The following is a 22,543-nucleotide window of genomic DNA, read 5'->3' on the forward strand; positions in this document are numbered from 1 at the left end:
CCATGCTGTTCGGCAAGACCATCCTCATCACCGGTGTCGCCTCTGGTATCGGCGCTCGCACGGCCGAACTTGCCGGCCAACTGGGCGCTGACGTGATCGGCGTCGATATGCGTGAACCGGCAGCATCGGCCGGCAGTTTCGTCAAGGCTGACATCTCATCCAAGGCCGGCGTCGACGATCTCCTCGGGCGCCTGCCGCAGCGCATCGATGCGCTCTGCAATGTCGCCGGCCTCCCCGGCAACACCGGTGCGGTGTCGACACTGGCCGTCAACTTCTACGGCCTGCGCGCGCTCTCGGAAGGTCTCGCACCAAGACTTCGTGAGGGCGGCGCCGTGGCCAACGTCGCCTCGATCGCCGGCTATGGCTGGCGGGCCAATCTCAACCGCGCGGCATCGATGGTCGGCATCGAAGGCTTTCCCGACGTGGCGGAGGTGGTCGCCGACCATCAGGTGAAGAACGAGGAAGGCTATTCCGTTTCCAAGGAGCTGCTGCTGTTGTGGACGCAGCGCGCCGCACATCAGGACCTGTTCAGGAGCCGCGGCATCCGCGTCAATGCAGTGAGCCCCGGTCGAGACGCCGATCCTCAAACAGTTCCGCAATGTGCTGGGTGACGCCCGCGTCGACAGCGACATCGCCAGGGTCGGACGCGCCGGAACCTCGGGCGACATCGCGCCTGTCGTGCTGTTCCTGTGCTCGGACGGCGCACGCTGGGTCAACGGCGCCAATGTGCCGGTTGACGGTGGGCTTGAAGCATCGATCAATGCCGAGGTGCTCGGCTTCTAGACCATGATCCCGAAAAGTGGAAGCCGGTGTTCGGATCAGATCGTGGTCGATAATAGATAGAAAAGACGCTCGATGGCGAGCGAGGGAGAGAACAATGGACATCGGACTTCTGATCGACGGCGACAAAAGGGATGCCTCCGGCTCAGCCTCTTACGAGCGCATGGACCCGTTCACCGGCAAGCTGGCGACCCGCGCTGCCGCAGCCAGCATCGCCGACGCCAATGCCGCGGTGGAAGCCGCGGCCGTCGCCTTCAAGAGCTGGTCGAACACCGGACCGGGCGAGCGCCGCGCTTTGCTGTCCAAGGCGGCCGATGTCATGGACTCCAAGGTCGGCGAGTTCACCAAATTGATGATGGAAGAAACCGGCGCCACCGGCCCTTGGGCCGGCTTCAACGTCATGCTCGCCGCCAAAATGCTGCGCGAGGCAGCCGCCATGACGACCCAGATTTCGGGCGAGGTCATCCCCTCCGACAAGCCCGGCACGCTCGCCATGGCGATCCGCCAGCCGGCCGGCGTCTGCCTCGGCATCGCGCCGTGGAATGCACCGGTTATCCTCGGTACCCGTGCCATCGCCATGCCGATCGCTTGCGGCAACACGGTTGTGCTGAAAGCCTCCGAAATGTGCCCGGGGACACACCGGCTGATCGGCCAGGTGCTGGTCGAGGCCGGCCTGCCCAAGGGCGTCATCAATGTCGTCACCAATGACCCCAAGGACGCAGCGGCAATCGTCGAAACACTGGTCGCGCACCCTGCAGTCAGGCGTGTCAACTTCACCGGCTCGACCAAGGTCGGCAGGATCATTGCCGAACTCGCCGGCCGTCACTTGAAGCCGGCGCTGCTCGAACTCGGCGGCAAGGCGCCGCTGGTCGTGCTCGACGATGCCGACATCGATGCGGCGGTCAATGCGGCGACCTTCGGCGCCTACATGCATCAGGGCCAGATCTGCATGTCGACCGAGCGTCTGGTCGTCGATGAAAAGGTCGCCGACGAATTCGTCGCCAAGCTCGCCGCCCGCGCGGCGCAGCTGCCGGCCGGCGACCCGCGCGGCCATGTCGTGCTCGGTTCGCTGATCAGCAGCCAGGCCGCCGACAAGATGGAAGAACTGGTTGCCGACGCCGTCGCCAAGGGCGCCAGGCTTGTGGCCGGCGGCAAGCGCACCGGAACCGTGGTCGAGGCGACATTGCTCGACCACGTGACGCCGGCAATGCGCGTCTATTCGGAAGAATCTTTCGGCCCGGTCAAGCCGGTGATCCGCGTCAAGGGCGAGGACGAAGCGGTACGTGTCGCCAACGATACCGAATACGGCCTGTCTTCAGCCGTGTTCAGCCGCGACATCCGCCGTGCCATGGCGGTTGCCGCGCGCATCGAAGCTGGCATCTGCCACATCAATGGCCCGACCGTCGGCGACGAGGCGCAAATGCCGTTCGGCGGCGTCAAGGGTTCAGGCTACGGCCGCTTCGGCGGCAAGGCCTCGATTGCCGAGTTCACCGACCTGCGCTGGCTAACCATCGAGGATCCGGGGCAGCACTATCCGTTTTGACTGCACCTTCTCCGACAGGGGGAGAAGGGAAGGAGCCCTCAGGGCCGGTTGCCTGGCGAGCCAACGGATTCCCGCATCAAAACCCGGCAAGGCTCGAGCCGCGCGATCGGCGGCCCCTCCCGGAGTTGTAAATCGTTTAATGGTGGGTATTTTACCCCTCAAGCACATGCCGCCGGACGGCGGCAAGCGGTTTTGGGGACTACCACAAGTGCAAAGCAAGAATACGCGATACGCATCGCGCCGGGGAGGAATCGTTATGCCAAACAAGGCCCTGCCGCTGGTCATCAGCGCGCCGGAACCACGCACGCTCGACCTGATCTTCACCTCACCGCAGCTGGCGCGCCTCAAAGCGCATTACCGCGTCGTCGAGACGACGGCCGAGGGGGTGGCGAACTTGCCCGCCGACGTGCTTGCCGAAGCCCGCTATATTATCGGCCAGCCGCCGATCTCGCCCGAGACCTTGGACCGGATGCAGGCGCTGCGTTGCGTCTTCAATGTCGAGACCAACCTCATCAACAACATGCCCTATGAGACGCTGTTTGCGCGCGGCATCCATGTCGTCACCACCGGCCTCGTCTTCGCCGAGCCGGCGGCCGAGCTTGGCCTCGCCATGGCGCTCAACCTCGCCCGCAACATCGTCGATGCCGACCTCGCCTTCCGCAAAGGCGAAGAGCTGTGGGGCGGCGACGGCAATTTGACGGCGCGGCTTCTGTCCGGCGCCGATGTCGGCATCATCGGCTTCGGCGATCTCGGCCGTGCGCTCAACCGACTGCTGTCGGGTTTTCGCACCCGCACCAAGGTCTTCGATCCCTGGCTGCCGCCATCGATCCTGATCGACAGTGGCGTCGAGCCGGCCTCGCTGGACGAGGTGCTGTCGACCAGCGATTTCGTCTTCGTCGTCGCTTCGGTGACCTCAGAGAATCAGGGCTTTCTCGGTGCCAATGCTTTTGCCTCCATGCGCAAGGGCGCCGCCTTCATCCTGCTCAGCCGCGCCGGCGTCGTCGACTTCCCTGCCCTGATGGCGGCGGTGAAAAGCGGCCACATCGTCGCCGCCAGCGATGTCTTCCCTGAAGAACCGCTGGCGCAGGACCATCCGGTCCGAACGATCCCCGGCTTCCTGCGCTCCGCCCACCGCGCCGGTGCGCTTGACATCGCCTTCAAGCGCATGGGCGACATGGTGCTGGAGGACATGGACCTGATCGACCGCGGCCTGCCGCCGCTGCGCTCCAAGCGCGCCGAGCGCGAGACGGTAGCAAGGATGCGTTCGAAGCCGGCGGACAGGAACTAGTTGTCGCGATAAATCCGCCTGAGATGGATTTCGCAGTTGGGCTAAACCCCTTTGTCATCGCCGCTCAGGATGACCGGGAACCTTCGACCGGTATTGGCGTTTTTCAGCCGGATCGCTCCCATTCGATCCAGACCCTACTATCGATGCCCCGCCAGGCCTAGCCGGCGGGCTATTGATTTGAAAGCAATCGGGCTGTGGGAGGCCTGGCCTACTCCAAGGAGGCTCGTCACGATTCGCGTCGGTGGCGGGCCTTTTTATTCACTCCGAGCAAAGCCGGAGCCGGCCTGCCCGCCTCGCTCTATCCGGCAGCAACGCCGGCTGGCGAGCGATTGGCCAGCACCAGCCCGACCTCGCCGACAACCTGCTCGACGCGCTTCAGGATGGGTTCGGCCCGCAGCACGCCGTCGGAAAAGTCCTTGTCCGTGGCATAGACCCCTGTCGGCAGCGTCAGCGCCTCGAAGAAGCCGAACAACGGCCGCAACTGGTGCTCGACGATCAACGCGTGGCGATCGTTGCCGCCGGTGGCAAGCAGCACCATCGGCTTGCCGCGCAAGGCGGCGGGATCGAACAGATCGAAGAAGTGCTTGAACAGGCCGGTGTAGCTGCCCTTGTAGGTCGGCGACCCCACCACCAGCACATCGGCATTGACGACGCCGTCGAAGATTGCCCGTGCCTGGCCGTCGAGATCGCGCGCCCATTTGGCAGCGCCGAGCGACGGGCCGAGGTCTTCGATGTCATAGGTGCTCGCCGACAGGCCATGCTGGCGCGCAATATCCCTGACAACCTGGTCGACAAAACCACGCGTCTTGGACGGCCTGGTGAAATTGCCGGAAAACCCGACGACGGTTGGATTGGGCATGTTTCTCTCACCTCTCGCGGCGGGGTTTCATACCGAATATTTACAGGCTTGCGCCTGCCGCAAGAAGCAAATGACTGACCTTGCAGCACCATAGTGAGGAATTTTTTTCCGTTTGCCCGCTCGTCTCAGGCCGCGAGAAGCGGGCCATAGGATTCCAGGTAGAAGCCGGGCGACCTGGCGCAGGTCCGCACCGCCTCCCTGGCGGCAACCGTTTCCTGCCACCGCAGCAGGCGCTCGCATTCGGTCGGCATGACGAAGCCCAGATATTTCTCAAGCACGCACAGCTGTTCGAACCAGGGATAGAAGGCGATGTCGGCGGCGCTGAATTCCGAGCCCAGCAAAAACCGTTCGTCCGCCCCTCGCAGGGCGAAGGCATGCTGTTCCACAAAGCGCAGATCGTCGGCAAGCTGGGCCTTGATCCGCTTATGAACCATAGCGTCGGAACTGTGCATCATGGTTGCCGTCCGGGCGTAAAGCTGCGTGTCGGCGAAGCTGATCCAGATGCGCGCCTCAGCGCGGGCCTGAGCATCCCTGGGGAAAATCGGCCGTTCGGGGAATGCATCATCGAGATATTCGCAGATGATCGACGACTCCCTGACATATTGCCCCTGATGGCGCAGCAGCGGCACCTTTCCCGTCGGCGTGAGTTTCAGGAACCACGCCGGCTTGTTGCGCAGATCGATTTCGATTTCCGTCGCCTGCAGGCCTTTCTCGGCAAGGGCGAGCCTGACACGGTGCGCATAGGGACAAAGCTGCGCGACAAAAAGCTCGATTGGCGGCATGAATAACTCCTGAGTTTCGTTATCGCCGACAAGCGGCCTGTCGGGCATAGCTAGGTCCAGTAAGGCCGGCGCGCTATTCGACAGCGTCTGGATTGATTTATCGATCGTCTGTTTCTGGAGCGAAGCGTGGATCTCCTGGCTACCCTCATGCGCGAATTGCACTTCGCAGCCGCCGGGTACCGGCGCCTCGAACTGGCCGCTCCCTGGGCGATCTCGTTCAGCCAGGCTGGGCTTCGCGGCATTCACGTCGTCATCAAGGGGCGATGCGAGGCGGTGTTCGGTGAGGAAGATGTCGAGCCTCTCGATGCCGGCGACCTGATCATTGCACCGCGCGCCGATCCGCATGTGCTGCGGTCGCCCGGCGCGCTCAAAAGCGCGAACGTCTCCGCCGCCGAACTGGCGACCCAAACCGCAGCCGGGCGTATTCGCAGCGGCGGCGAAGGCGAAAAGACCGTCATCCTGTGCGGCGCCTTCGCCTTTCGCGACGCCGACCATCCGGCATTTGCCGGCCTGCCGCGCATCGTTCACATCCGGGGATCGAATGGCCGTCTGCCCAAATGGCTGCGTGGCTATGTCGAGGCCTTGCTGGTGGAAGCGACCGACGAAGGTCCCGGCAGCGACGTGGTCATGGCTCGCCTGTCTGGGGCCATCGTCACGCGCGCCTTGCGCTCCGGTCTGGAAAGCATGGACAATCCAGGTTGGCTGAGGGGATTGCAGGACCCCGCGATCGCCAGAGCGCTCGCCACCCTGCATGAAGCCTATGGCCACGACTGGACGATCGAGACCCTGGCACGCGCGGTCGGGCTCTCCAGGGCAACCTTTGCCGCCCGCTTTCGCGATCTCGTCGGCGAAGCGCCCATGGCCTATCTCTTCGGCTGCCGCATGCGGCAGGCCAGCCGGCTGCTGCACGAGCGCAAGAGCCTGGGCCAAGTCGCCGAGGCGGTCGGCTACAGCTCGGAAGCCGCCTTCTCCACCGCCTTCAGGCGCCACGCCGGCGTCTCGCCCGGCCAATTCAGGAAACGGAAGGATCTGTAAGGCAGAGCGATATTGGCGGCGGCCGCGCCTCGCGCTAGGGCTTTTCCAGCACTATGTCTGATCATATCCCGCCGCGGTTCGCCGCCGCTTTGCCCCAGGAGATGCTTCGTGCCCAAAGGTTCTGACCTGCTTGTTGCCGCCCTCGAGAATGAGGGCGTCGATCGCATCTTCGGCATTCCCGGCGAAGAAAACCTGGACGTCGTCGAATCCATCCGCAAATCGTCGATCCAGCTGATTTTGACCCGCCATGAGCAGGCAGCCGCCTTTATGGCCGCCACCCATGGCAGGCTCACCGGCAAGCCAGGTGTGTGCATCACCACGCTGGGACCCGGCGCCCTGAACCTGACGACGGGTGCCGCCTATGCGCTGCTCGGCGCCATGCCGATGATCATGATCACCGGGCAGAAGGGCATCCGCTCGTCGCGCCAGGCCCGCTTCCAGATCGTCGACATCGTCGCCGCGATGAAGCCGTTGACCAAGCTGTCACGCCAGATCATCTCGGCGAAGACCATTCCCGCCGTGGTGCGCGAAGCGTTTCGGATTGCCGAAGAGGAGCGTCCGGGACCGGTGCATCTGGAACTGCCCGAAGACATCGCGGCCGAGGAGTGCGACGATGTCGCGCTGATCCCGCCGCATCCGGTCGAGCTTCCGCTGGCCAGCCCGCTTGCGCTCGACCGCGCCGCCGAGATGATCATCAAGGCGCAGCGTCCGCTGGCGATGCTGGGCGCCGCCGCATCGCGGCCGCGCTCGACCTCCGACCTCGCCCAGTTCGTGATCAGGACCGGCATCCCCTATTTCACCACGCAGATGGGCAAGGGCACGGTGCCCGGCGGCACCGAACTCTACATGGGCACCGCCGCGCTCTCCGAGCGCGACTATGTGCATGAGGCCATCGAACAGGCCGACCTCATCATCACTATCGGCCACGACACGATCGAGAAGCCGCCCTTCATTATGGGCGACAAGGGACCGAAGGTGATCCATGTCGGTTACCAGCCGGCCAATGTCGAGCAGGTCTATTTCCCGCAGACCGAAGTGGTCGGCGACATCGGCGCTTCGCTCAGGCTGCTTGCCGACCGCCTCGAGGGCAAGATCCCCAACGCGCAGGCGCTACTGCCGCTGCGCGAAGGGATTTTGAGCCGCATTGCCGCCCGCGCCACCGAAGACCGTTTCACGCCGCAGCGTCTGGTGCATGACGTGCGCGCGGTGATGCCGGCCGATGGCATCCTGGCGCTCGACAACGGCATGTACAAGATCTGGTTCGCGCGCAACTACCGCACGCGCGTCGCCAACACGCTGCTGCTCGACAACGCCCTGGCCACGATGGGCGCCGGCCTGCCCTCGGCGATGACGGCCGCGATGCTCTATCCCGGCCGCCGCGTCATGGCGATCTGCGGCGATGGCGGCTTCATGATGAACAGCCAGGAACTGGAAACCGCCGTCAGGCTGAAGCTCAATTTGGTCGTGCTGATCATCGAGGACAATGCTTTCGGCATGATCCGCTGGAAGCAGGCGGTCGACCAGTTCCCCGATTTCGGCATGACCTTCGGCAATCCCGATTTCGTCCGCTATGCCGAGGCCTATGGCGCCAAGGGAACCAGGGTCGGCGCCGTCTCAGAAATACAATCGACGCTTGAACAGGCCTTTGCCGGCGGTGGCGTCCATCTCGTCGTCGTTCCGATCGACTATTCGGAGAACGAGCGCGTGCTGGTCGAGGAACTGCGCCACCGGTTGCCGGCGCCACCGGAGGCCTGACGGTGGAGTAGATACCGCAGCAGCAGCGCTCAGGCGGCCCGGACCTTGGCGCTCCCACGCGCCCAGGTCGGCAGCCAGTCGCCATGTGTCGCCAGCAACTCATCGACCAGCGCCCAGATCTGGTCGAGATCGAGTTCGGCCGCCGTATGCGGGTCCATCATCGCCGCGTGGTAGATGTGCTCGCGGTTTTCGGTCATCAACGCCTGCACCGTCAGTTCCTGCACATTGATGTTGGTGCGTATCAACGCGGTGAGTTGCGGCGGCAGCTCGCCAATATAGGTCGGCTGGATGCCGGAGGCGTCCACCAGACACGGCACCTCGGCGGCGCAATTGTCCGGCAGCGAGGTGATGCAGCCATTGTTGCGGACATTGCCGTAGATCACCGAAGGCTCCCCGGTCCACACCGAGTTCATGATCGAGGACGCGTATTCCTTCGATTGCTCGACCTCGATGCGGTCGGCCGAGCGATAGGCCTCGGCCTGGCCCTTCCAGCGCTCGATCTGTTCGATGCAGCGCTTGGGATATTCGTCGAGCGGAATGCCGAACTTGTCGATCAGGTCGGGGCGGCCTTCCTTGATGAAATAGGGCGTGTATTCGGCGAAATGCTCGGAGCTTTCGGTGACGAAATAGCCGAGCCGCGTCAGCATCTCGTAGCGCACCTTGTTGGGGCAGCGCGGGTTCCAGCCCGGCTTAGGCGCCCTGCCTTCGCGATAGGCGCGGACCAGGTCCGGATAGAGGTTGCGGTAAGAGCCATCCGGCAGCCGGTGCTCGAACTTCAGGTAGAAGGCCATGTGGTTGATGCCGGCCGAGCGGTAGCGTATCTCGTCGTAGGGAATGTCGAGATCGTGCGCCAGTTCCATCGCCGTGCCCTGCACCGAGTGGCAGAGGCCTACCTGTTTGATCTCAGGGTATTTCTCTGAGATCGCCCAGGTGTTGATCGCCATCGGGTTGACATATTGCAGCATGATCGCGTCGGGGCAGACGGCCAGCATGTCCTCGCAGATCTTCCACAGATGCGGCACGGTCCGGAGGCCGCGCATGATGCCGCCGACGCCGAGCGTGTCGGCAATGGTCTGGCGCAGGCCGTATTTCTTCGGCACCTCGAAATCGGTGACGGTGCAGGGCTCAAAGCCGCCGATCTGGAAGGCGACGACGACGAAGTCGGCGCCGGCGAGCGCCCTGCGCTGGTCGGAATAGGTCTCAGCCTTCGCCTTCACGCCCAGAGTCGCGATCAGCTTGTTGACAACGATGGCGCTCTCTTCCAGCCGCTGCGGATTGATGTCCATCAGCGCGATCGTCGCGCCTGATAGCGATGGCCGCTGCATCACGTCGCCGACAATGTTCTTCATGAACACGGTCGAACCCGCGCCAATGAAGGTGATCCTGGGATGTCTTGCCACTATTAAGCCTCCGGCACTTTGCTACGCCACGTCGAAGGCGGCCCTGACGAGCCGTTCGGTGTAGGCGGTCTTGGGATGGGTGAGGACCTCGTCGACGGGCCCCTGTTCGACGATCTTGCCGTTCTGCATGACGATGACGCGATGGCAGAGCGCGCGCACCACCTTGAGGTCGTGCGAAATGAAGAGATAGCTAAGGCCGCGTTCGTCCTGCAGCTTGCGCAACAGGTCGATGATCTGCGCCTGCACCGAAAGGTCGAGCGCCGATGTCGGTTCATCGAGCAGGATGAATTCGGGCTCCAGCGCGATGGCTCGGGCAATGGCGATGCGCTGCCGCTGGCCGCCGGAAAATTCGTGCGGGAACCGCGACAGGATATCGCCGGGCATGCCGGCGCTGACCAGGGCGTCGCGAACCCGACCGACCCGCTCGCGCCGTGTCGCGCCGATCCTGTTGACTACCAGCCCTTCCTCGATGATCTGGCCGATCGTCATACGCGGGTTAAGCGACGAGAACGGATCCTGAAAAACGACCTGCATGCGCGAGCGCAGCGGCCGCATCCCGGCGCGAGACAGGCCGTGGATCGGCTGGCCGTCGAAGCTGACCTCGCCGCGCTTGGCCTCGGTGAGCTTGAGCAAGGCGAGACCGAAGGTGGTCTTGCCGGAGCCGGATTCGCCGACCAGCCCCAGTGTCTCGTGGCGGCAAAGCTTCAGGCCGAGATCGTCGACGGCGACGAGCTCGCGCCAGTCCGGCTTCAGGAAGCTGCCATGGCGCAGCATGAAGCAGACGCGCATATTGCGGGCCTCGAGGATGGTGCCGCTGTTTTCCGGCAGCGGCTGCGGCTTGCCGTGCGGCTCTGAAGCGAGCAGCCGCTTGGTATAGGCATGCTGCGGGTCGGCGAACAGCCGCTCGGTAACGTTGTGCTCGCACATCTCGCCATGCTGCATGACATAGACATAGTCCGAGAATTTCCGCACCACGGTGAGGTCGTGGGTGATCAGGATGACCGCCATCCTGAGTTCCTTTTGCAGATTGCGGATCAAATTGAGGATCTGCGCCTGCACCGTGACGTCGAGCGCCGTCGTCGGCTCGTCGGCAATCAGCACATCGGGGTCGTTGGCGAGCGCCATGGCGATCATAACGCGCTGGCGCTGCCCGCCCGACATCTGGTGCGGATACTGTTTGATGCGCGCTTCCGGCTCGGGGATCTGGACATGCCGCAAAAGCTCGAGCGCCCGCGCCCAGGCTTGCTTGCGGCTGACCTTTCGATGCACCCTGATCGCCTCGACGATCTGGCTGCCGACCGTATAGATCGGGTTGAGCGAGCTCATCGGCTCCTGGAAGATCATCGAAATGCGGTTGCCGCGCAGCTTGCGCCGGGCGCTCTCGGGGAACTTCAGTATGTCCTGCCCGCAATAGTCGATTGTGGATTTCGGCGACACGGTGGCCCGCTTCGACAAGAGCCCCATGACAGCGCGGGCCGTTACCGATTTGCCGGAACCGGACTCGCCGACGATGGCGATCGTCTCGCCGCGATAAAGCTGGAACGAGACATCCTTCACCGCGTCGACGACGCCGTGCTCGACCTTGAAGGCGACCTCGATGTTGCGGGCATCGATGATGGGTTGGTCGTGGCGGCCGGCATGGTCGAGCCGGACGGCTGGTGCGAAGGTGGCTGCGAGCGCTACGGTCATCCCGGCCACCTCAATAAGGATCGACGGCATCGCGCAGGCCGTCGCCCAGCGCGTTGAAGGCAAAGACGGTGATCAGCACAAAGCCTACCGGCGACAGAATCCACGGATAGGTGCCGATGACCGAATAGGTAGCCGTGTCCTGCAGCATCAGCCCCCACGAGATCAGCGGCGGTTTCACCGCGAAGCCGAGGAAACCGAGAAAGGCTTCGAGCAGCACCACCGTCGGGATGGCGATGGTCACGGCGACGATGACGTGGCTCATCACATTGGGAAAAATGTGCTGCATGATGATACGCATGTCGGTGGCGCCGACCGCCATGGCGGCGCGCACATAGTCGATCCGCGCCAGCGCCAGAGTCTTGCCGCGCACCTCGCGCGACATCTGCGCCCAGCCCAGCGCCGACATGACGATGATGACGAAGGCGAGGAAGACGTTGGTCGGCGCGGTCACCGGGATCAGCGTCGTCAGCGCAAGATAAAGCGGCAATTGCGGGAAAGCGAGCACCAACTCGACGAAGCGCTGCATCCAGACGTCGAAGCGGCCGCCGAAATAGCCCGAGACCATGCCGACCGTGGTGCCGATGACGGTGATGATGAACACCACCGTCAGCGCAATCATCAGCGAGACGCGCGAGCCCTGGACGGCGCGCGACAGCACATCGCGGCCGAATTTGTCGGTGCCGAGAAAATGCACCGGCTGGCCGTCGGCCGAAGCGAAGAAATGCCGGTTGGCGGGGATCAGGCCAAGCAGCCGGTAGTCGGCGCCCTTGACGAAGAAGCCGAGCAGGCGCGGATGCTCGTAATCCGGCCCGACGACCGGCTGGAAGGTGACCGGGTCGAGGTCAGCAGAATCCGCCAGCGCATAGACCCGCGGCTGGAGCACGAAATTCCCGTCTCTGTCGTGAAAACTCATCACTTGCGGCGGGGCGAAAGCGACATCGGTCACCTTGGGGTCCATCGGCGCGAAGAAATCGGCGAACAGCGCCATCAGCACCAGAAGAACCACCAGGATCAGCCCGGCCATGCCGGTCCAGGAGCGCCTCAGCCGGCGCCAGACCAGCGCCATATAGCTCTCATTGCCGCGTGGGGTCGCAATCGCGGTTGCTTCAGCCGGGGGCGGCGGCGGGGATGGGTCACGCGCCAGCATCTAGCTCTCCCTGAACTGGCGTACGCGCGGATCGAGCAGCGCGAGCAGCATGTCGGCGATGATGTTGCCGACGATCAGCGTTGCCGACAGCACCATCATGAAGGTCGCCGTGACATAAACGTCGCCGACCGCCATCGAGCCGACGATGGCGGGCCCGACCGTGGGCAGCGCAAAGATGATCGCCGTCTCGATCTCGCCGGTCAGCATGTAGGGCAGCACCACGCCCTGATACATGATGAGCGGGTGCAGCGCGTTGGGCACGGCATGGCGCATGACGACGGCGCTGCCGGTCAGGCCCTTGGCCTTGGCCGTCTCGACATATTGCGCGTTCAGCGTATCGAGCAGATTGCCGCGCATGACGCGCATATTGTAGGCGAGCCCGCCGAAGGTGGCGATCGCCACCACCGGCCAGACATGCTTGACGAGGTCGGCGAATTTCGCCCACGACCACGGCGCGCCGCCATATTGCGGCGAGAAGAAGCTGCCGATCTCCGACACGTTGAACTGGAAGACCAGGAGATAGACGATGATCAGCGCCATCAGGAAGCGCGGCACCGTCATGCCGAGGAAGGAGATGGCCGACAGCACCGAGTCGATCCATGTGTATTGCCTGGTCGCCGCCCAGATGCCGAAGGTGATGCCGAGCACCGAGGCCAGCAGGTGGCAGACCAACGCCAGCAGCAGCGTGCGCGGCAGCCGCTCGCCGACCACTGCGGCGACCGGCTTGTTGTAATAGAGGCTGTAGCCGAAATCGCCGCGGGTGATGATGCCGGCGACCCAGTTCAGGTACTGGACGGGCAGCGGTTTATCGAGGCCGTGCTCGACCCGATAGGCCTGCGCCTGCGCGTCGGCTTCGGCAAAAGACGCCCCGCCCTGGTTGATGAGCTGCGAACGGATATAGTCGGCATAGTCGCCCGGCGGCGCCTGGATGATGGCAAAGGTGACCAGGCTCAGGATGACCATGACCGGCACCGCCGATGCTATGCGCATGGCCAGGAATCGCAGCATCGGACCGTTTCTCCTCCTTGGATCTAATCTGTTGCCGCTGACCTTACTCCGTCCCGGCCGCGCGCGCAGCGCGGCCGGGCGTCAGCCAGGGGAGGAAACTCAGTTCGTCGGACCCTTGTCGCCGGGCTTGCCGGGAAGCTGGTCGGGAAAGAGTTCGTATTTCTGCTGCTTGTCGGCGGCGACGAAGACGCGTTCGCGCACGATCGAATCCTCGGCCCAGTTGAACATGAAGATCGGCGTTCCCTGCGGGATGTTGGAGAAGCGCTTGTTGATGATCAGGGCGCCGGGATATTCGGTCAGTCCGATATTGTAGACATGCTCCGTCGAGATTTTCTGGAACGTCTTCATCAGGCTGGCGCGCTCGTCATTGTCCGACGAGGAGACGAACTTGTTGACGATATCGACAAGCTCCTTTTCGAACGGCATCAGGTCGACCACGCCGCTTTCGGGCGCGCGGTGATCCCAGCTGGTCTTGGGTCCGACGGGCGCGAGTTGAACGGTGTTCTGCACGACGGAGGTCAGCTCCTGCTCGTTGCGCCTGATCAGCCAGTCGAAGCGGCCGGAATATTGCGACGCATCACGCTGGGTGCCGTTGAGGCCGTTGAGCACGACCCTGATGCCAAGCTTTTCCATCTGGCCGACGACGCCTTCGGCGAGGCTCTTGTCAGTGCCGTAGTCATTGTTGACCAGCATCACGATCTCGACATTCTTGCCGCCGGCGGTCCCGGCCGGGAAGTTCACGAAGCCGTCGCCATCCGTATCCTTGAGACCAGCCTTGGCCAGTTCCGCCTTGGCGCCCTCGATGTCGAAGGGATAGTAGACAGTCGAGTTGCGGTCATAGAAGCTGGTGCCCGAGGAAAAGCCACCGGGGTAGATGGCGGTGAACGGCCCCTTGACCAGCGAGTCGCCGAGCGCCTTGCGGTCGAGCGCCATGGTGATGCCCTTGCGGAAGTCCTCATTGCGATTGAGCTCGCGGATCGCCTGGCCGCGTTCGTCGGGATTGCCCCAGCCATTGGCGGAAAAGTTCATGCGCAGATTGTAGCCGATCAAGCGCGGGCCAAAGGCGAGCCGGGCCGGCGCGTCCTTGTCCGCCGCTCGCTTCAGCGAAGCGACGAAATTCTCCGGCTGCTCGAGGTTGGAGAAGTCGGCGGCCCCTGCCACCGCCTGCACGTCGCGGTCGGCCCAGGTCGACAGCTTGTAGTGCAGTTCGTTGAGATAGGGCAGCTGGTTGCCCTTCTCGTCGACCTTCCAGTAGTAGGGATTGCGGCGCAAGACGATGATGTCGTCAGGCCTATACTCCACCGGCACCCAGGCGCCCATCACCGGAATGTTCATATATTCCGGCGGGAACGCGTTCTTGAACTGCTCGTAGGTATTCTTCGAGTACTTCGGATGCTGCGGCTTGAGGATATGCGCTGGGCCGGGGCAGAAGGTGCCATAGGCCATGGCGTAGAGATACTGTTTGGGGAAAGCGTCCTTGAAGGTCCACTCGACGGTGTAATCGTCGACCTTCTTCAGCGTCGTGCCGACACCGAAGGTTTCCGCTGTGGCGCCGTTCAACGGCGAGACATTGGGGTCGACGACCTCATCGTCCCAGTAGAACATGACATCGTCGGCATTGAAGGCAACGCCGTCAGACCATTTGGCGCCTTCGACCAGGTGCATGGTCAGCGTGTGGCCATCCTTCGACCAGTCCCAGCTCCTGGCGAGGTTGGGCAGCGGCTCGGTGTCCTTGGCCTCGACCTGGAACAAAGGCGCGGTGCGCGTCAGGCATTCCGAAAGGCCGATGTCGATGCCGCCCCATCCTTGGGTCTGGCCGGCGCCATAATTCCAGCCTTCCGGCCGGCCGCCAATGACGTGGCGCATGGTGTCGCCATAAACGCCGATGCCGTCCGGCATGTTGCCGGTCTTGAACACCAGCGGCTCCTTCGGCAGGCGATCCTTGACCGGCGGCAGCTTGCCAGTCTTGACGTATTTCTCGGTGACCCACTCGGGCTCGTGATTTTCGGGCAGCGCCTTGAACTCCAGGATGGAATCGCGGGCGACGTATTTGATCTTGCCCTCGGCGGGAAACGCCGCCGGCGCCGGCGGCGTGGTCGGCTCGGACGCGTATGCACTGCCAAGCGCCGATGCCGAGACGCTCAGCGCCAGCCCGGCGAGAATGCCAATTCTTCGCCCGGCGAGAATGCCAATTCTTCGCCCGGCGAGAATGCCAATTCCACGAAAGTTCCTCATTGTGTTCCTCCCAGATGTTTCGACGTCTGCTGCTGCCCGCATCTATTCATGACGGCTGATTGGCGAACCGGCCTCCCGCTGTCCGCCTGCCAGCATTCTCAGCCGGCCTGTTTCAGAGCCGTTTTTTCGGCGCGCAGTTCCTCGATCGAGCGCACTTTGCGCCGCGCCGCACCCGCCCAGTCGCGGGTTTTCACCTTCGATTTCGAAAGCCGCTCCTTGGCGGCCGGCACGGCATCGGCGTATTGCGGCAGCCAACGCGCCTGGGCGACGACCATCTCGTCGACCATCTGCCAGACCTCTTCCGGCGTCGACACCGCACCCACCAGCGGATCGTGCAGCACCGCGAGCTTGAGCAGGTCAATGTCGCCCGTAACAGCCGCATGCACCGACATGCGCTGAACGTTGATCGAAGCCATGCAGGTGGCCGCGCAGGCTTCCGGCAGCGTGATGCCTGACGCCATGTTGATGCCGAAGCGATCGACGAAACCGGGTGATTCGATGATCGCGTCCTGCGGCAGATTGGTGATGATGCCGGTGTTCTTGACGTTGAAGTGGCCGCGATAGACGCGGTTCGTCTCCAGCGCTTCGAGAATATGGCTGGCATGCTCGTTCGAGCGCTTCGATACGTCGAGCGGCTTCGACGCCGCTTCGAGGAATTGCGGATATTCCGTCTCGAACCAGTTGCGGGTTTCCGTGGAGTAGCGAAGATAGCCGCCGGTCTCGCCATGGATCCAGTCGGACATGTCGATCCAGCGGGTGATTTCGTCCGGCCGCTTGCGATACCAGGGCAGATATTCGGAGAGATGACCGTTGCTTTCGGTGGAGTAGACGCCGAAGCGCTTCAGCACGTCGATGCGCAGCTTTTCCTGCTGCGAATAGACCGGATGCGCCTCGAAGGCAGCCACCAGTTCGTCCTTGCCGATCCTGCGGCCGTTGAGCCGCAAATCGATGAACCAGGTCTGGTGGTTGATACCGGAGCAGACATAATCGAGTTCGCTGTGCGACTTGGCGCCGAGCACTTCGGCGATCTGTTCGGCGCCGTGCTGGACACCGTGGCAGAGGCCGACCGTATCGACCTTGCCATATTCGATCGCCGCCCAGGTGTTCATCGCCATCGGGTTGGCATAGTTGAGGAATTTGGCGCCTGGCTCGGCGACCTCCAATATATCCTCGCAGAAGTCGAGGATGACCGGGATGTTGCGCTGGCCGTAGAGGATGCCCCCGGCGCAAATCGTGTCACCGACGCACTGGTCGATGCCGTATTTCAAGGGAATGCGGATATCGTCGGCATAGGCTTCGAGCCCGCCCACCCGCACGCAGCTGATGACGTAGCGCGCGCCTTCCAGCGCCTTGTGGCGGTCGGTCGTCGCCGTCACCCTGGTCGGCAGCTTGTTGGCCTCGACGATGCGGTCGAGGATCGCCTTGATCATTTGCAGATTGTGTTCGCTGAGATCGGTCAGCGCGAATTCGATGTCGCTGAATTCCGGGACGCACAAAATATCGGTGAACAGCTTCTTGGTGAAGCCGACGCTGCCGGCGCCGATAATAGCGATTTTGAAACTCATCACCTCACCTCGATGCATTCGAATGCCGGGTAAGGAGCAACAGGAAAGGGAATGGCGGCTCGCCTCGGCGCGCATGCCATTCGAGCCGGAATTCCGGCTCGTTCTCCTCCCCGCCCGCTCCTAAACCGCGGGTCTTTCGCGTTCTCAGGATTTGGATTATGCCGTTATTCCAGGGCGCGGCCAGAGAACGATTATGCTTTCGAGGGTAATTTTGTGCTGCATGATCTGATCGCCAACGGACAGTTGATGCGCACCATTTCGCTGCCGCGCGGCCGCCAGCGCCTGCATGCCATGCCGACCAGCACCGGCTATGAAGTACGCGAGGGCGTGACCTATGACTGGGATGGGCGCAAGCGCGGCCAGACACCGTTCACCGTGCTGCAGCACACGATCAGCGGCACCGGCCAGCTGCGCTACGAGAACCGCAACTACCGCCTGCAGGCCAACGACACGCTGCTGGTGCTGGTGCCACACAACCATCGCTACTGGCTGGAGAAGGGCGACCGTTGGGAATATTTCTGGATCTCGATGAATGGCGAGGAGGCGCTGCGCGTCCACAAATCCATACTCAGCGTCTCCGGCCCGGTGTTTCGGCTGCAGCCGGAGACGATCGATCATCTCGCCGATTGCAGCCTGCGCCTGATCAAGGGCGGCGCTTCGCCTGGCGCTGCTTCGGCAATCGCCTATGAGGCGGCGATGGCGCTTTACGACGATGTCTTCGGCTCGCACGCCTTCACTGAGAAACAGAGCGTCATGCAGCCGGTCATCGATCATATCAACGCCAATCTCGACAAGCCCTTGCCCGTGGCCGAGCTCGTCCAGATCAGCGGCCTCAGCCGCGCCCATTTCTCGCGCTGCTTCGCCGAGAGCGAAGGCGTTCCGCCGGCCGAGTTCGTGCTGCAGCAGCGGCTGCAGCGGGCGGCGAAGCTGCTAACCAAAGCCGATTTCCTGCCGGTCAAGGAGGTCGCCATCCTGTGCGGCTTCGAGGACGCCAACTATTTCTCGAAAGTCTTCCGCCGGCTCTACGGCATCAACCCGACGCAGTTCCGTACCACCGGCATGTATGCCAGCCTGGGCAGCCTTCGATAGGATTACCCGATGCGGTTGCCGCTTGCGGGATCGAATAGATGCAGCGCCACCGGATCGGCAGACAGCCGCACCGTATCGCGCGGTCGGATAGTGCTGCGTCCCATGACGAAGACACAAACCAGCTGGTTGGCGAGCCGGACATAGAACTGCGTCGACAGGCCGAGCGGCTCGACCACCTCGACTTCTGCCTTGAGCGGACCATCGTCGGCAAGCTGGATGTGCTCCGGCCGTAGCCCGACGGTGAGCACATCGCCATCCTTCGATGGCAAGCCATCAGGCAATCTCAGCTTCTGGCCGTCGGCCAGCACCGCATCCACCTTGCCGCCCTTGGCGACTGTCGCCGGAAAGAAATTCATGCCGGGCGAGCCGATGAAGCCGGCCACAAAAGTGTTAATCGGCCGATCGTAGAGTTCGAGCGGATGGCCGACCTGCTGGACGTAACCGTCATGCATGACGACGATGCGGTCGGCCATAGTCATGGCTTCGATCTGGTCGTGGGTGACATAGACCGATGTGGTCTTGAGCTGCTGGTGCAGCGCCTTGATCTCGGCGCGCATATGGACGCGCAATTTGGCGTCGAGATTGCTGAGCGGTTCGTCGAACAGGAACACTTTGGGATCGCGCACGATGGCGCGGCCCATGGCGACGCGCTGGCGCTGGCCGCCGGACAGTTGCCTGGGCAGACGTCCGAGGAAACTGTCGAGGCCGAGGCGCTTGGCCGCCGCCCCTACCCTGCCGTCGATCGTCGTCTTCTCCGCCTTCTTCAAAAGCAGGCTGAAGCCCATGTTCGACGACACGTCCATGTGCGGATAGAGCGCGTAGGACTGGAAAACCATGGCAATATCGCGGTCCTTCGGCGCGACATCGTTGACCAGCCGATCGCCGATATGGATCTCGCCGCCCGACACTTCCTCCAGCCCGGCAATCATGCGCAAAAGGGTCGACTTGCCGCAGCCGGACGGGCCGACCAGAACGACGAACTCGCCATCGGCGATTTCGAGGTCGACGCCGTGCAGGATGCGCAGCGAACCGTAGTCCTTCTCGACGTTTTGCAGCGTGACGGAAGCCATCGATTATCCTTTGACCGCGCCGGCGGTGAGGCCGGTGACGAGATAGCGTTGCAGGAAGGCGAAGAAGATGCAGACCGGGATCAGCGCCAGGATCGACGCCGCCATCATCTGCCCCCAGTCCACAGCGAACTTGCCGATATAGGTGAGCAGGCCGACGGCAAAGGTCTTCTGGTCGTCGCTGGAGATCAGCATCAGCGCGAACAGCAATTCGCTCCAGGCGGCGGTGAAGACGAAGCCGAGCGTGGCGCCCATGCCGGGCAAGGTCAGCGGCACGATCACCTTGCGCATCGCCTGCGCCCGCGTGCAGCCGTCGATCATCGCCGCTTCCTCCAGATCCTTCGGAATGCCGTCGAAGAAGGACTGCATCAGAAAGGTGGCGAAGGCGGTGTTGAAGGCGGTGTAGATGATGATCAGACCAACCAGACTGTTGGTCAGGCCAAGCTCGCCCATGACGCGGTAGATCGGCGGAATGACCATCACCAGCGGGAAGGTTTGCGTCAGCAAAAGCATGATCGCCAGCGTTGCCTTGCCGCGAAAGGTGAAGCGCGACATGGCGTAGCCGGCGAGCGTGGCGATGACTGTCACCAGGGCCGCCGTCGACACCGAGACGATAACGCTGTTGAGGAAATAGCGGGGGAAGTCAGAGGCTTCCAAGACAGTGATGAAGTTGCGGAAGGTGGTCTGCGACGGCCACAGCGTGATGCCCTCGGAATAGAGCAGCCGCTCCGGCGTCACCGAAATCTTCAGCGTCCAGAAGATCGGGAACAGGGCGAAGATCATATAGGCGGCAATCGCCGCGTAGAGGCCGACGCCGCTGAAGATGCGCGAGGAGGTGGAGCGTCCGGCAATCATCAGACGTGCCTCACCAGCAAGCGGCGGATGGCGATCAGCGCGATCGCATAGGCGATGAGCAGTACCAGTAGCAGCACCGCCACCGCGGAGGCATAGCCCTTGTCCAGCGACTTGAAGGCGCTGACATAGATGTAGACCGGCACCGTGCTGGTCGAGCCGGCCGGCCCGCCCTCGGTCATGACGAAGATCAGATCGGCGAAGGTCGCGATCCAGATCGTACGCAGCATGACGGTGATGACGATGGTCGGCGCCAGGAACGGCAGCGTCACCTTGGTGAAGCGCTGCCAAGGCGAAGCGCCGTCGATTGCGGCCGCCTCATGCAGTTCCGACGGGATCGACTTCAGCGCCGCCAGCAGCGTGATGGCGAAGAACGGAATGCCGAACCAGATGTTGGCGATGATCGGCCCCCACATGGCGGTCGCCGGATCGGACAGCACATTGGTCGGCTCGGCCTTCAGCCCGAGCGTGAAGAGCCAATGCGGCAGTGGTCCGATGATCGGATTGAACAGCCACGCCCAGGTCAGGCCCGACAGGAAAGATGGCACCGCCCAGGGCAGGAACACCACCGCCTGCACGAACTTGCGCCCGACAAACGGTTTGTCGAGCAGCAACGCCAGACCCAGGCCGAGGAAGAACTGGAAGAACAGGCTGGCGACGGTCCACCACAGCGTGTTGACCAGCGCCTGCCCCAGCACCTGGTCGGTCAGCATCGCCTGATACTGGCCTAGACCGACATATTCGGATTTGAAGGCGGAGAACTTCCGGAACGAATAGCTGATGCCGATGATCAGCGGCACCAACAGCACCACGACCAGCAGAACGATCGCCGGCGAAAGATAAAGCCAGGGCTCGATGGCCGCATGCGTCAGCCGCTTCTTTCGCGGCCGGCCGGCGGATCGTATTTCGGACACGGCATAAGTCATTAGCGCTCAACAATCATGGGTGGGTGCCGACAGCGGCAACAGCACCCTTCTCCCCGTTCACGGGGAGAAGATGCCGGCAGGCAGATGAGGGGCGGCGCCAGCCTTGGGGTGCTCGCGCTGCCTCTCATCCGGGCCTGTCTGTGCATGTCGTTGTCCCAAAACCGCTACGCACTTTTTGGCGACATGCATTCGGGCCACCTTCTCCCCGTAAACGGGGAGAAGGTGGAAGAACTACTTCTTGTTCTTGGCCAGCCAGTCCTGCTGTTCCTTGGTCAGGAACGCGGCCCATTGATCGGCAACGTCCTTGGCCGACTTCTGGCCGAGCAGCACTTCCTGGAAATTCTTGATCGCCACCTGGTCGACGAAATTGCCGAGGTTCTCCAGATGTGTCGGCGGCGTCACCATTTCATATTTGGAAGTGTCGCTGAGTTCGGTGAACCAGCCTTTGAACTGCTCGGTCTTGAAGTGGGCATCCTGGTCGGCGCCATTGTGGATCGGCACGACGCCGACTTCCTTGGCCCATTCGAGATTGTCCTTGGGCGACAACAGCGTCGCCATCAGCTTCCAGGCATCGTCCTTGTGCTGCGAATTGGCGAACATCGCCCAGCCGGCATAGCCCAGCGTCGGATAGGATTTGCCGCTTGGCCCCACAGGCAGCGGCGCCACGGCAAAATCGTCGGCACTCATCTTGTCGGCAATGCCGATCAGCGCATCCGGATCCTGGTTGAGCATGGCGCAGGTGCCGGAATAGAAGCCGGTGACAGTCTCGTTAAAGCCCCAGCTCACCGCATCCTTGGGCGCCAGCCCGTCCCTGTACATGTCGGCCAGCATCTGCAGGCCCTTGACCGAGCCCTCCTCGTTGATGGTCGAGGTGCCGTCCTCGTTGAAGTAGCCGCCCTTGCCAGCGGCGATGTTCATGAACATGTGCATGCCGTTGAAGGCGCCGGGGCCACCGCGCAGGCAGTAGCCGTACTTGCCCGGAATGGCGGAGATCTTCTTGGAGTCGGCGATGAAGTCGTCGAGCGTCGCCGGCGGGCCGTCGAGACCGGCCTCCTTGAACAGCTTCTTGTTCCAGAACAGCGCATTCACATAGTAGCCGTACGGGATCATGAACTGGGTGTTGTTGACGGTCGAGCCGAATTGCTTGGCGCGGTCGCCCAGCGTCTTGGCGTCGTCCCATTTGGCCATGTAAGGGCCGAGATCCTCGAGCTGGCCGTTGGTGGCGTACAGGCCCATCCAGCGCTCCGGCATCTCGACGATGTCGGGCGTATCGCCGGCCTGCACCATGGTGAGGAATTTCTCGAAGGCCTGCCCCCAGGGCAGCGAGACCACCTCGACCTTGACGCCGGCATTGGCGGCCTCGAACTCGGCGATCTGCTTCTTCAGGAATTCGGTGCGCTGCGGGCTGGTGATGACCTCGACCAGCTTGAGGGTGGTATCGGCCAGCGCGCCGCTGGCGGACATCGCCAAGCCGGCAGCGGTGGCAAGCATGATGCTCAGTCGTTTCATGTTCAGAACTCCCA

Annotated in this window: 17 protein-coding genes and 1 pseudogene; 6 read left to right on the forward strand and 12 right to left on the reverse strand. The window is 63.0% G+C overall.

Translation table 11 applies throughout. The features are described 5' to 3' along the window. Positions 1–2: 2 nt before the first annotated feature. The 3 genes and pseudogenes from ACYG9Z_RS04945 (at position 3) to ACYG9Z_RS04955 (ending at position 3,611) form a co-directional block, all read left to right on the forward strand. Positions 3–783 (forward strand): annotated as a pseudogene (locus ACYG9Z_RS04945) (coniferyl-alcohol dehydrogenase). Between the two features lie 94 nt (positions 784–877). Continuing rightward, positions 878–2,323 carry an aldehyde dehydrogenase gene (locus tag ACYG9Z_RS04950; RefSeq protein ID WP_023752107.1) on the forward strand — a complete coding sequence of 482 codons (1,446 nt, stop codon included), beginning with the start codon at positions 878–880 and terminating at the stop codon, positions 2,321–2,323. Between the two features lie 256 nt (positions 2,324–2,579). After that, positions 2,580–3,611, forward strand: coding sequence for a hydroxyacid dehydrogenase (locus tag ACYG9Z_RS04955; RefSeq protein WP_023752108.1), 1,032 nt, complete (start codon positions 2,580–2,582; stop codon positions 3,609–3,611). Between the two features lie 298 nt (positions 3,612–3,909). On the opposite strand, the gene msuE is transcribed toward ACYG9Z_RS04955, so the two are convergent. Together msuE and ACYG9Z_RS04965 are read right to left on the reverse strand one after the other, a co-directional pair. Then, the gene (msuE, locus tag ACYG9Z_RS04960; protein ID WP_023749945.1) at positions 3,910–4,470 is read right to left on the reverse strand and encodes an FMN reductase; all 561 of its coding nucleotides are present in this window, start codon (positions 4,468–4,470) and stop codon (positions 3,910–3,912) included. A 125-nt stretch (positions 4,471–4,595) separates the two neighbouring features. Beyond that, positions 4,596–5,414, reverse strand: coding sequence for a glutathione S-transferase family protein (locus ACYG9Z_RS04965; RefSeq protein ID WP_156931549.1), 819 nt, complete (start codon positions 5,412–5,414; stop codon positions 4,596–4,598). Here ACYG9Z_RS04965 and ACYG9Z_RS04970 point away from each other — a divergent pair. Then, positions 5,400–6,287, forward strand: a complete 888-nt coding sequence (locus ACYG9Z_RS04970; RefSeq protein ID WP_023752110.1) for an AraC family transcriptional regulator — start codon at positions 5,400–5,402, stop codon at positions 6,285–6,287. The two genes, ACYG9Z_RS04965 and ACYG9Z_RS04970, sit on opposite strands and share 15 nt — an antisense overlap. A 108-nt stretch (positions 6,288–6,395) precedes the next feature. After that, on the forward strand, positions 6,396–8,042 hold the full coding sequence (locus tag ACYG9Z_RS04975) for an acetolactate synthase large subunit (RefSeq protein WP_023752111.1): 1,647 nt from the start codon (positions 6,396–6,398) through the stop codon (positions 8,040–8,042). 29 nt (positions 8,043–8,071) lie between these two features. Here ACYG9Z_RS04975 and melA (ACYG9Z_RS04980) read toward each other — a convergent pair whose 3' ends face one another. The 6 genes from melA (ACYG9Z_RS04980) to melA (ACYG9Z_RS05005) all read right to left on the reverse strand — a co-directional run bounded on the left by melA (ACYG9Z_RS04980) (position 8,072) and on the right by melA (ACYG9Z_RS05005) (position 17,086). Next, complete coding sequence (gene melA, locus ACYG9Z_RS04980) at positions 8,072–9,442, reverse strand: alpha-glucosidase/alpha-galactosidase (protein ID WP_031244103.1); 1,371 nt, start codon at positions 9,440–9,442, stop codon at positions 8,072–8,074. A 21-nt stretch (positions 9,443–9,463) separates the two neighbouring features. After that, positions 9,464–11,131, reverse strand: a complete 1,668-nt coding sequence (locus ACYG9Z_RS04985) for an ABC transporter ATP-binding protein (RefSeq protein WP_031244104.1) — start codon at positions 11,129–11,131, stop codon at positions 9,464–9,466. Between the two features lie 10 nt (positions 11,132–11,141). Then, positions 11,142–12,278, reverse strand: coding sequence for an ABC transporter permease (locus tag ACYG9Z_RS04990; protein ID WP_031204340.1), 1,137 nt, complete (start codon positions 12,276–12,278; stop codon positions 11,142–11,144). Beyond that, a complete protein-coding gene (locus ACYG9Z_RS04995; RefSeq protein WP_023668135.1) occupies positions 12,279–13,286 on the reverse strand; it encodes an ABC transporter permease in 1,008 nt (335 codons plus the stop codon). A 99-nt stretch (positions 13,287–13,385) separates the two neighbouring features. After that, positions 13,386–15,521, reverse strand: a complete 2,136-nt coding sequence (locus ACYG9Z_RS05000; protein ID WP_023752114.1) for an ABC transporter substrate-binding protein — start codon at positions 15,519–15,521, stop codon at positions 13,386–13,388. A gap of 98 nt (positions 15,522–15,619) precedes the next feature. Next, positions 15,620–17,086, reverse strand: a complete 1,467-nt coding sequence (gene melA, locus ACYG9Z_RS05005; protein ID WP_023752115.1) for an alpha-glucosidase/alpha-galactosidase — start codon at positions 17,084–17,086, stop codon at positions 15,620–15,622. A 246-nt stretch (positions 17,087–17,332) separates the two neighbouring features. On the opposite strand from melA (ACYG9Z_RS05005), the gene ACYG9Z_RS05010 reads away from it, so the two are divergent. Further along, complete coding sequence (locus ACYG9Z_RS05010; protein ID WP_081725414.1) at positions 17,333–18,175, forward strand: AraC family ligand binding domain-containing protein; 843 nt, start codon at positions 17,333–17,335, stop codon at positions 18,173–18,175. A gap of 2 nt (positions 18,176–18,177) precedes the next feature. On the opposite strand, the gene ACYG9Z_RS05015 is transcribed toward ACYG9Z_RS05010, so the two are convergent. The 4 genes from ACYG9Z_RS05015 to ACYG9Z_RS05030 form a co-directional block, all read right to left on the reverse strand. Beyond that, complete coding sequence (locus ACYG9Z_RS05015; RefSeq protein WP_023752117.1) at positions 18,178–19,245, reverse strand: ABC transporter ATP-binding protein; 1,068 nt, start codon at positions 19,243–19,245, stop codon at positions 18,178–18,180. A gap of 3 nt (positions 19,246–19,248) precedes the next feature. Continuing rightward, a complete protein-coding gene (locus tag ACYG9Z_RS05020) occupies positions 19,249–20,097 on the reverse strand; it encodes a carbohydrate ABC transporter permease (RefSeq protein WP_023691354.1) in 849 nt (282 codons plus the stop codon). Next, on the reverse strand, positions 20,097–21,020 hold the full coding sequence (locus tag ACYG9Z_RS05025; RefSeq protein WP_023685296.1) for a carbohydrate ABC transporter permease: 924 nt from the start codon (positions 21,018–21,020) through the stop codon (positions 20,097–20,099). The genes ACYG9Z_RS05020 and ACYG9Z_RS05025 overlap by 1 nt, the downstream gene beginning before the upstream one ends. Before the next feature lie 231 nt (positions 21,021–21,251). Then, positions 21,252–22,529, reverse strand: a complete 1,278-nt coding sequence (locus tag ACYG9Z_RS05030) for an ABC transporter substrate-binding protein (RefSeq protein ID WP_023752118.1) — start codon at positions 22,527–22,529, stop codon at positions 21,252–21,254. Positions 22,530–22,543: the final 14 nt, after the last annotated feature.

Source organism: Mesorhizobium sp. RSR380A, from assembly GCF_054719385.1.

Bases quoted from the DNA above. Each gene is read 5' to 3' on its own strand.
- ACYG9Z_RS05025 (WP_023685296.1), bottom strand. From the start codon at position 21,020: ATGACTTATGCCGTGTCCGAAATACGATCCGCCGGCCGGCCGCGAAAG.
- msuE (WP_023749945.1), bottom strand. From the start codon at position 4,470: ATGCCCAATCCAACCGTCGTCGGGTTTTCCGGCAATTTCACCAGGCCG.
- ACYG9Z_RS04990 (WP_031204340.1), bottom strand. From the start codon at position 12,278: ATGCTGGCGCGTGACCCATCCCCGCCGCCGCCCCCGGCTGAAGCAACC.
- ACYG9Z_RS04955 (WP_023752108.1), top strand. From the start codon at position 2,580: ATGCCAAACAAGGCCCTGCCGCTGGTCATCAGCGCGCCGGAACCACGC.
- ACYG9Z_RS05000 (WP_023752114.1), bottom strand. From the start codon at position 15,521: ATGAGGAACTTTCGTGGAATTGGCATTCTCGCCGGGCGAAGAATTGGC.
- ACYG9Z_RS04950 (WP_023752107.1), top strand. From the start codon at position 878: ATGGACATCGGACTTCTGATCGACGGCGACAAAAGGGATGCCTCCGGC.
- ACYG9Z_RS05010 (WP_081725414.1), top strand. From the start codon at position 17,333: ATGCGCACCATTTCGCTGCCGCGCGGCCGCCAGCGCCTGCATGCCATG.
- ACYG9Z_RS04985 (WP_031244104.1), bottom strand. From the start codon at position 11,131: ATGACCGTAGCGCTCGCAGCCACCTTCGCACCAGCCGTCCGGCTCGAC.
- ACYG9Z_RS04970 (WP_023752110.1), top strand. From the start codon at position 5,400: ATGCGCGAATTGCACTTCGCAGCCGCCGGGTACCGGCGCCTCGAACTG.
- ACYG9Z_RS05015 (WP_023752117.1), bottom strand. From the start codon at position 19,245: ATGGCTTCCGTCACGCTGCAAAACGTCGAGAAGGACTACGGTTCGCTG.
- ACYG9Z_RS05030 (WP_023752118.1), bottom strand. From the start codon at position 22,529: ATGAAACGACTGAGCATCATGCTTGCCACCGCTGCCGGCTTGGCGATG.
- ACYG9Z_RS05020 (WP_023691354.1), bottom strand. From the start codon at position 20,097: ATGATTGCCGGACGCTCCACCTCCTCGCGCATCTTCAGCGGCGTCGGC.
- ACYG9Z_RS04995 (WP_023668135.1), bottom strand. From the start codon at position 13,286: ATGCTGCGATTCCTGGCCATGCGCATAGCATCGGCGGTGCCGGTCATG.
- melA (WP_023752115.1), bottom strand. From the start codon at position 17,086: ATGAGTTTCAAAATCGCTATTATCGGCGCCGGCAGCGTCGGCTTCACC.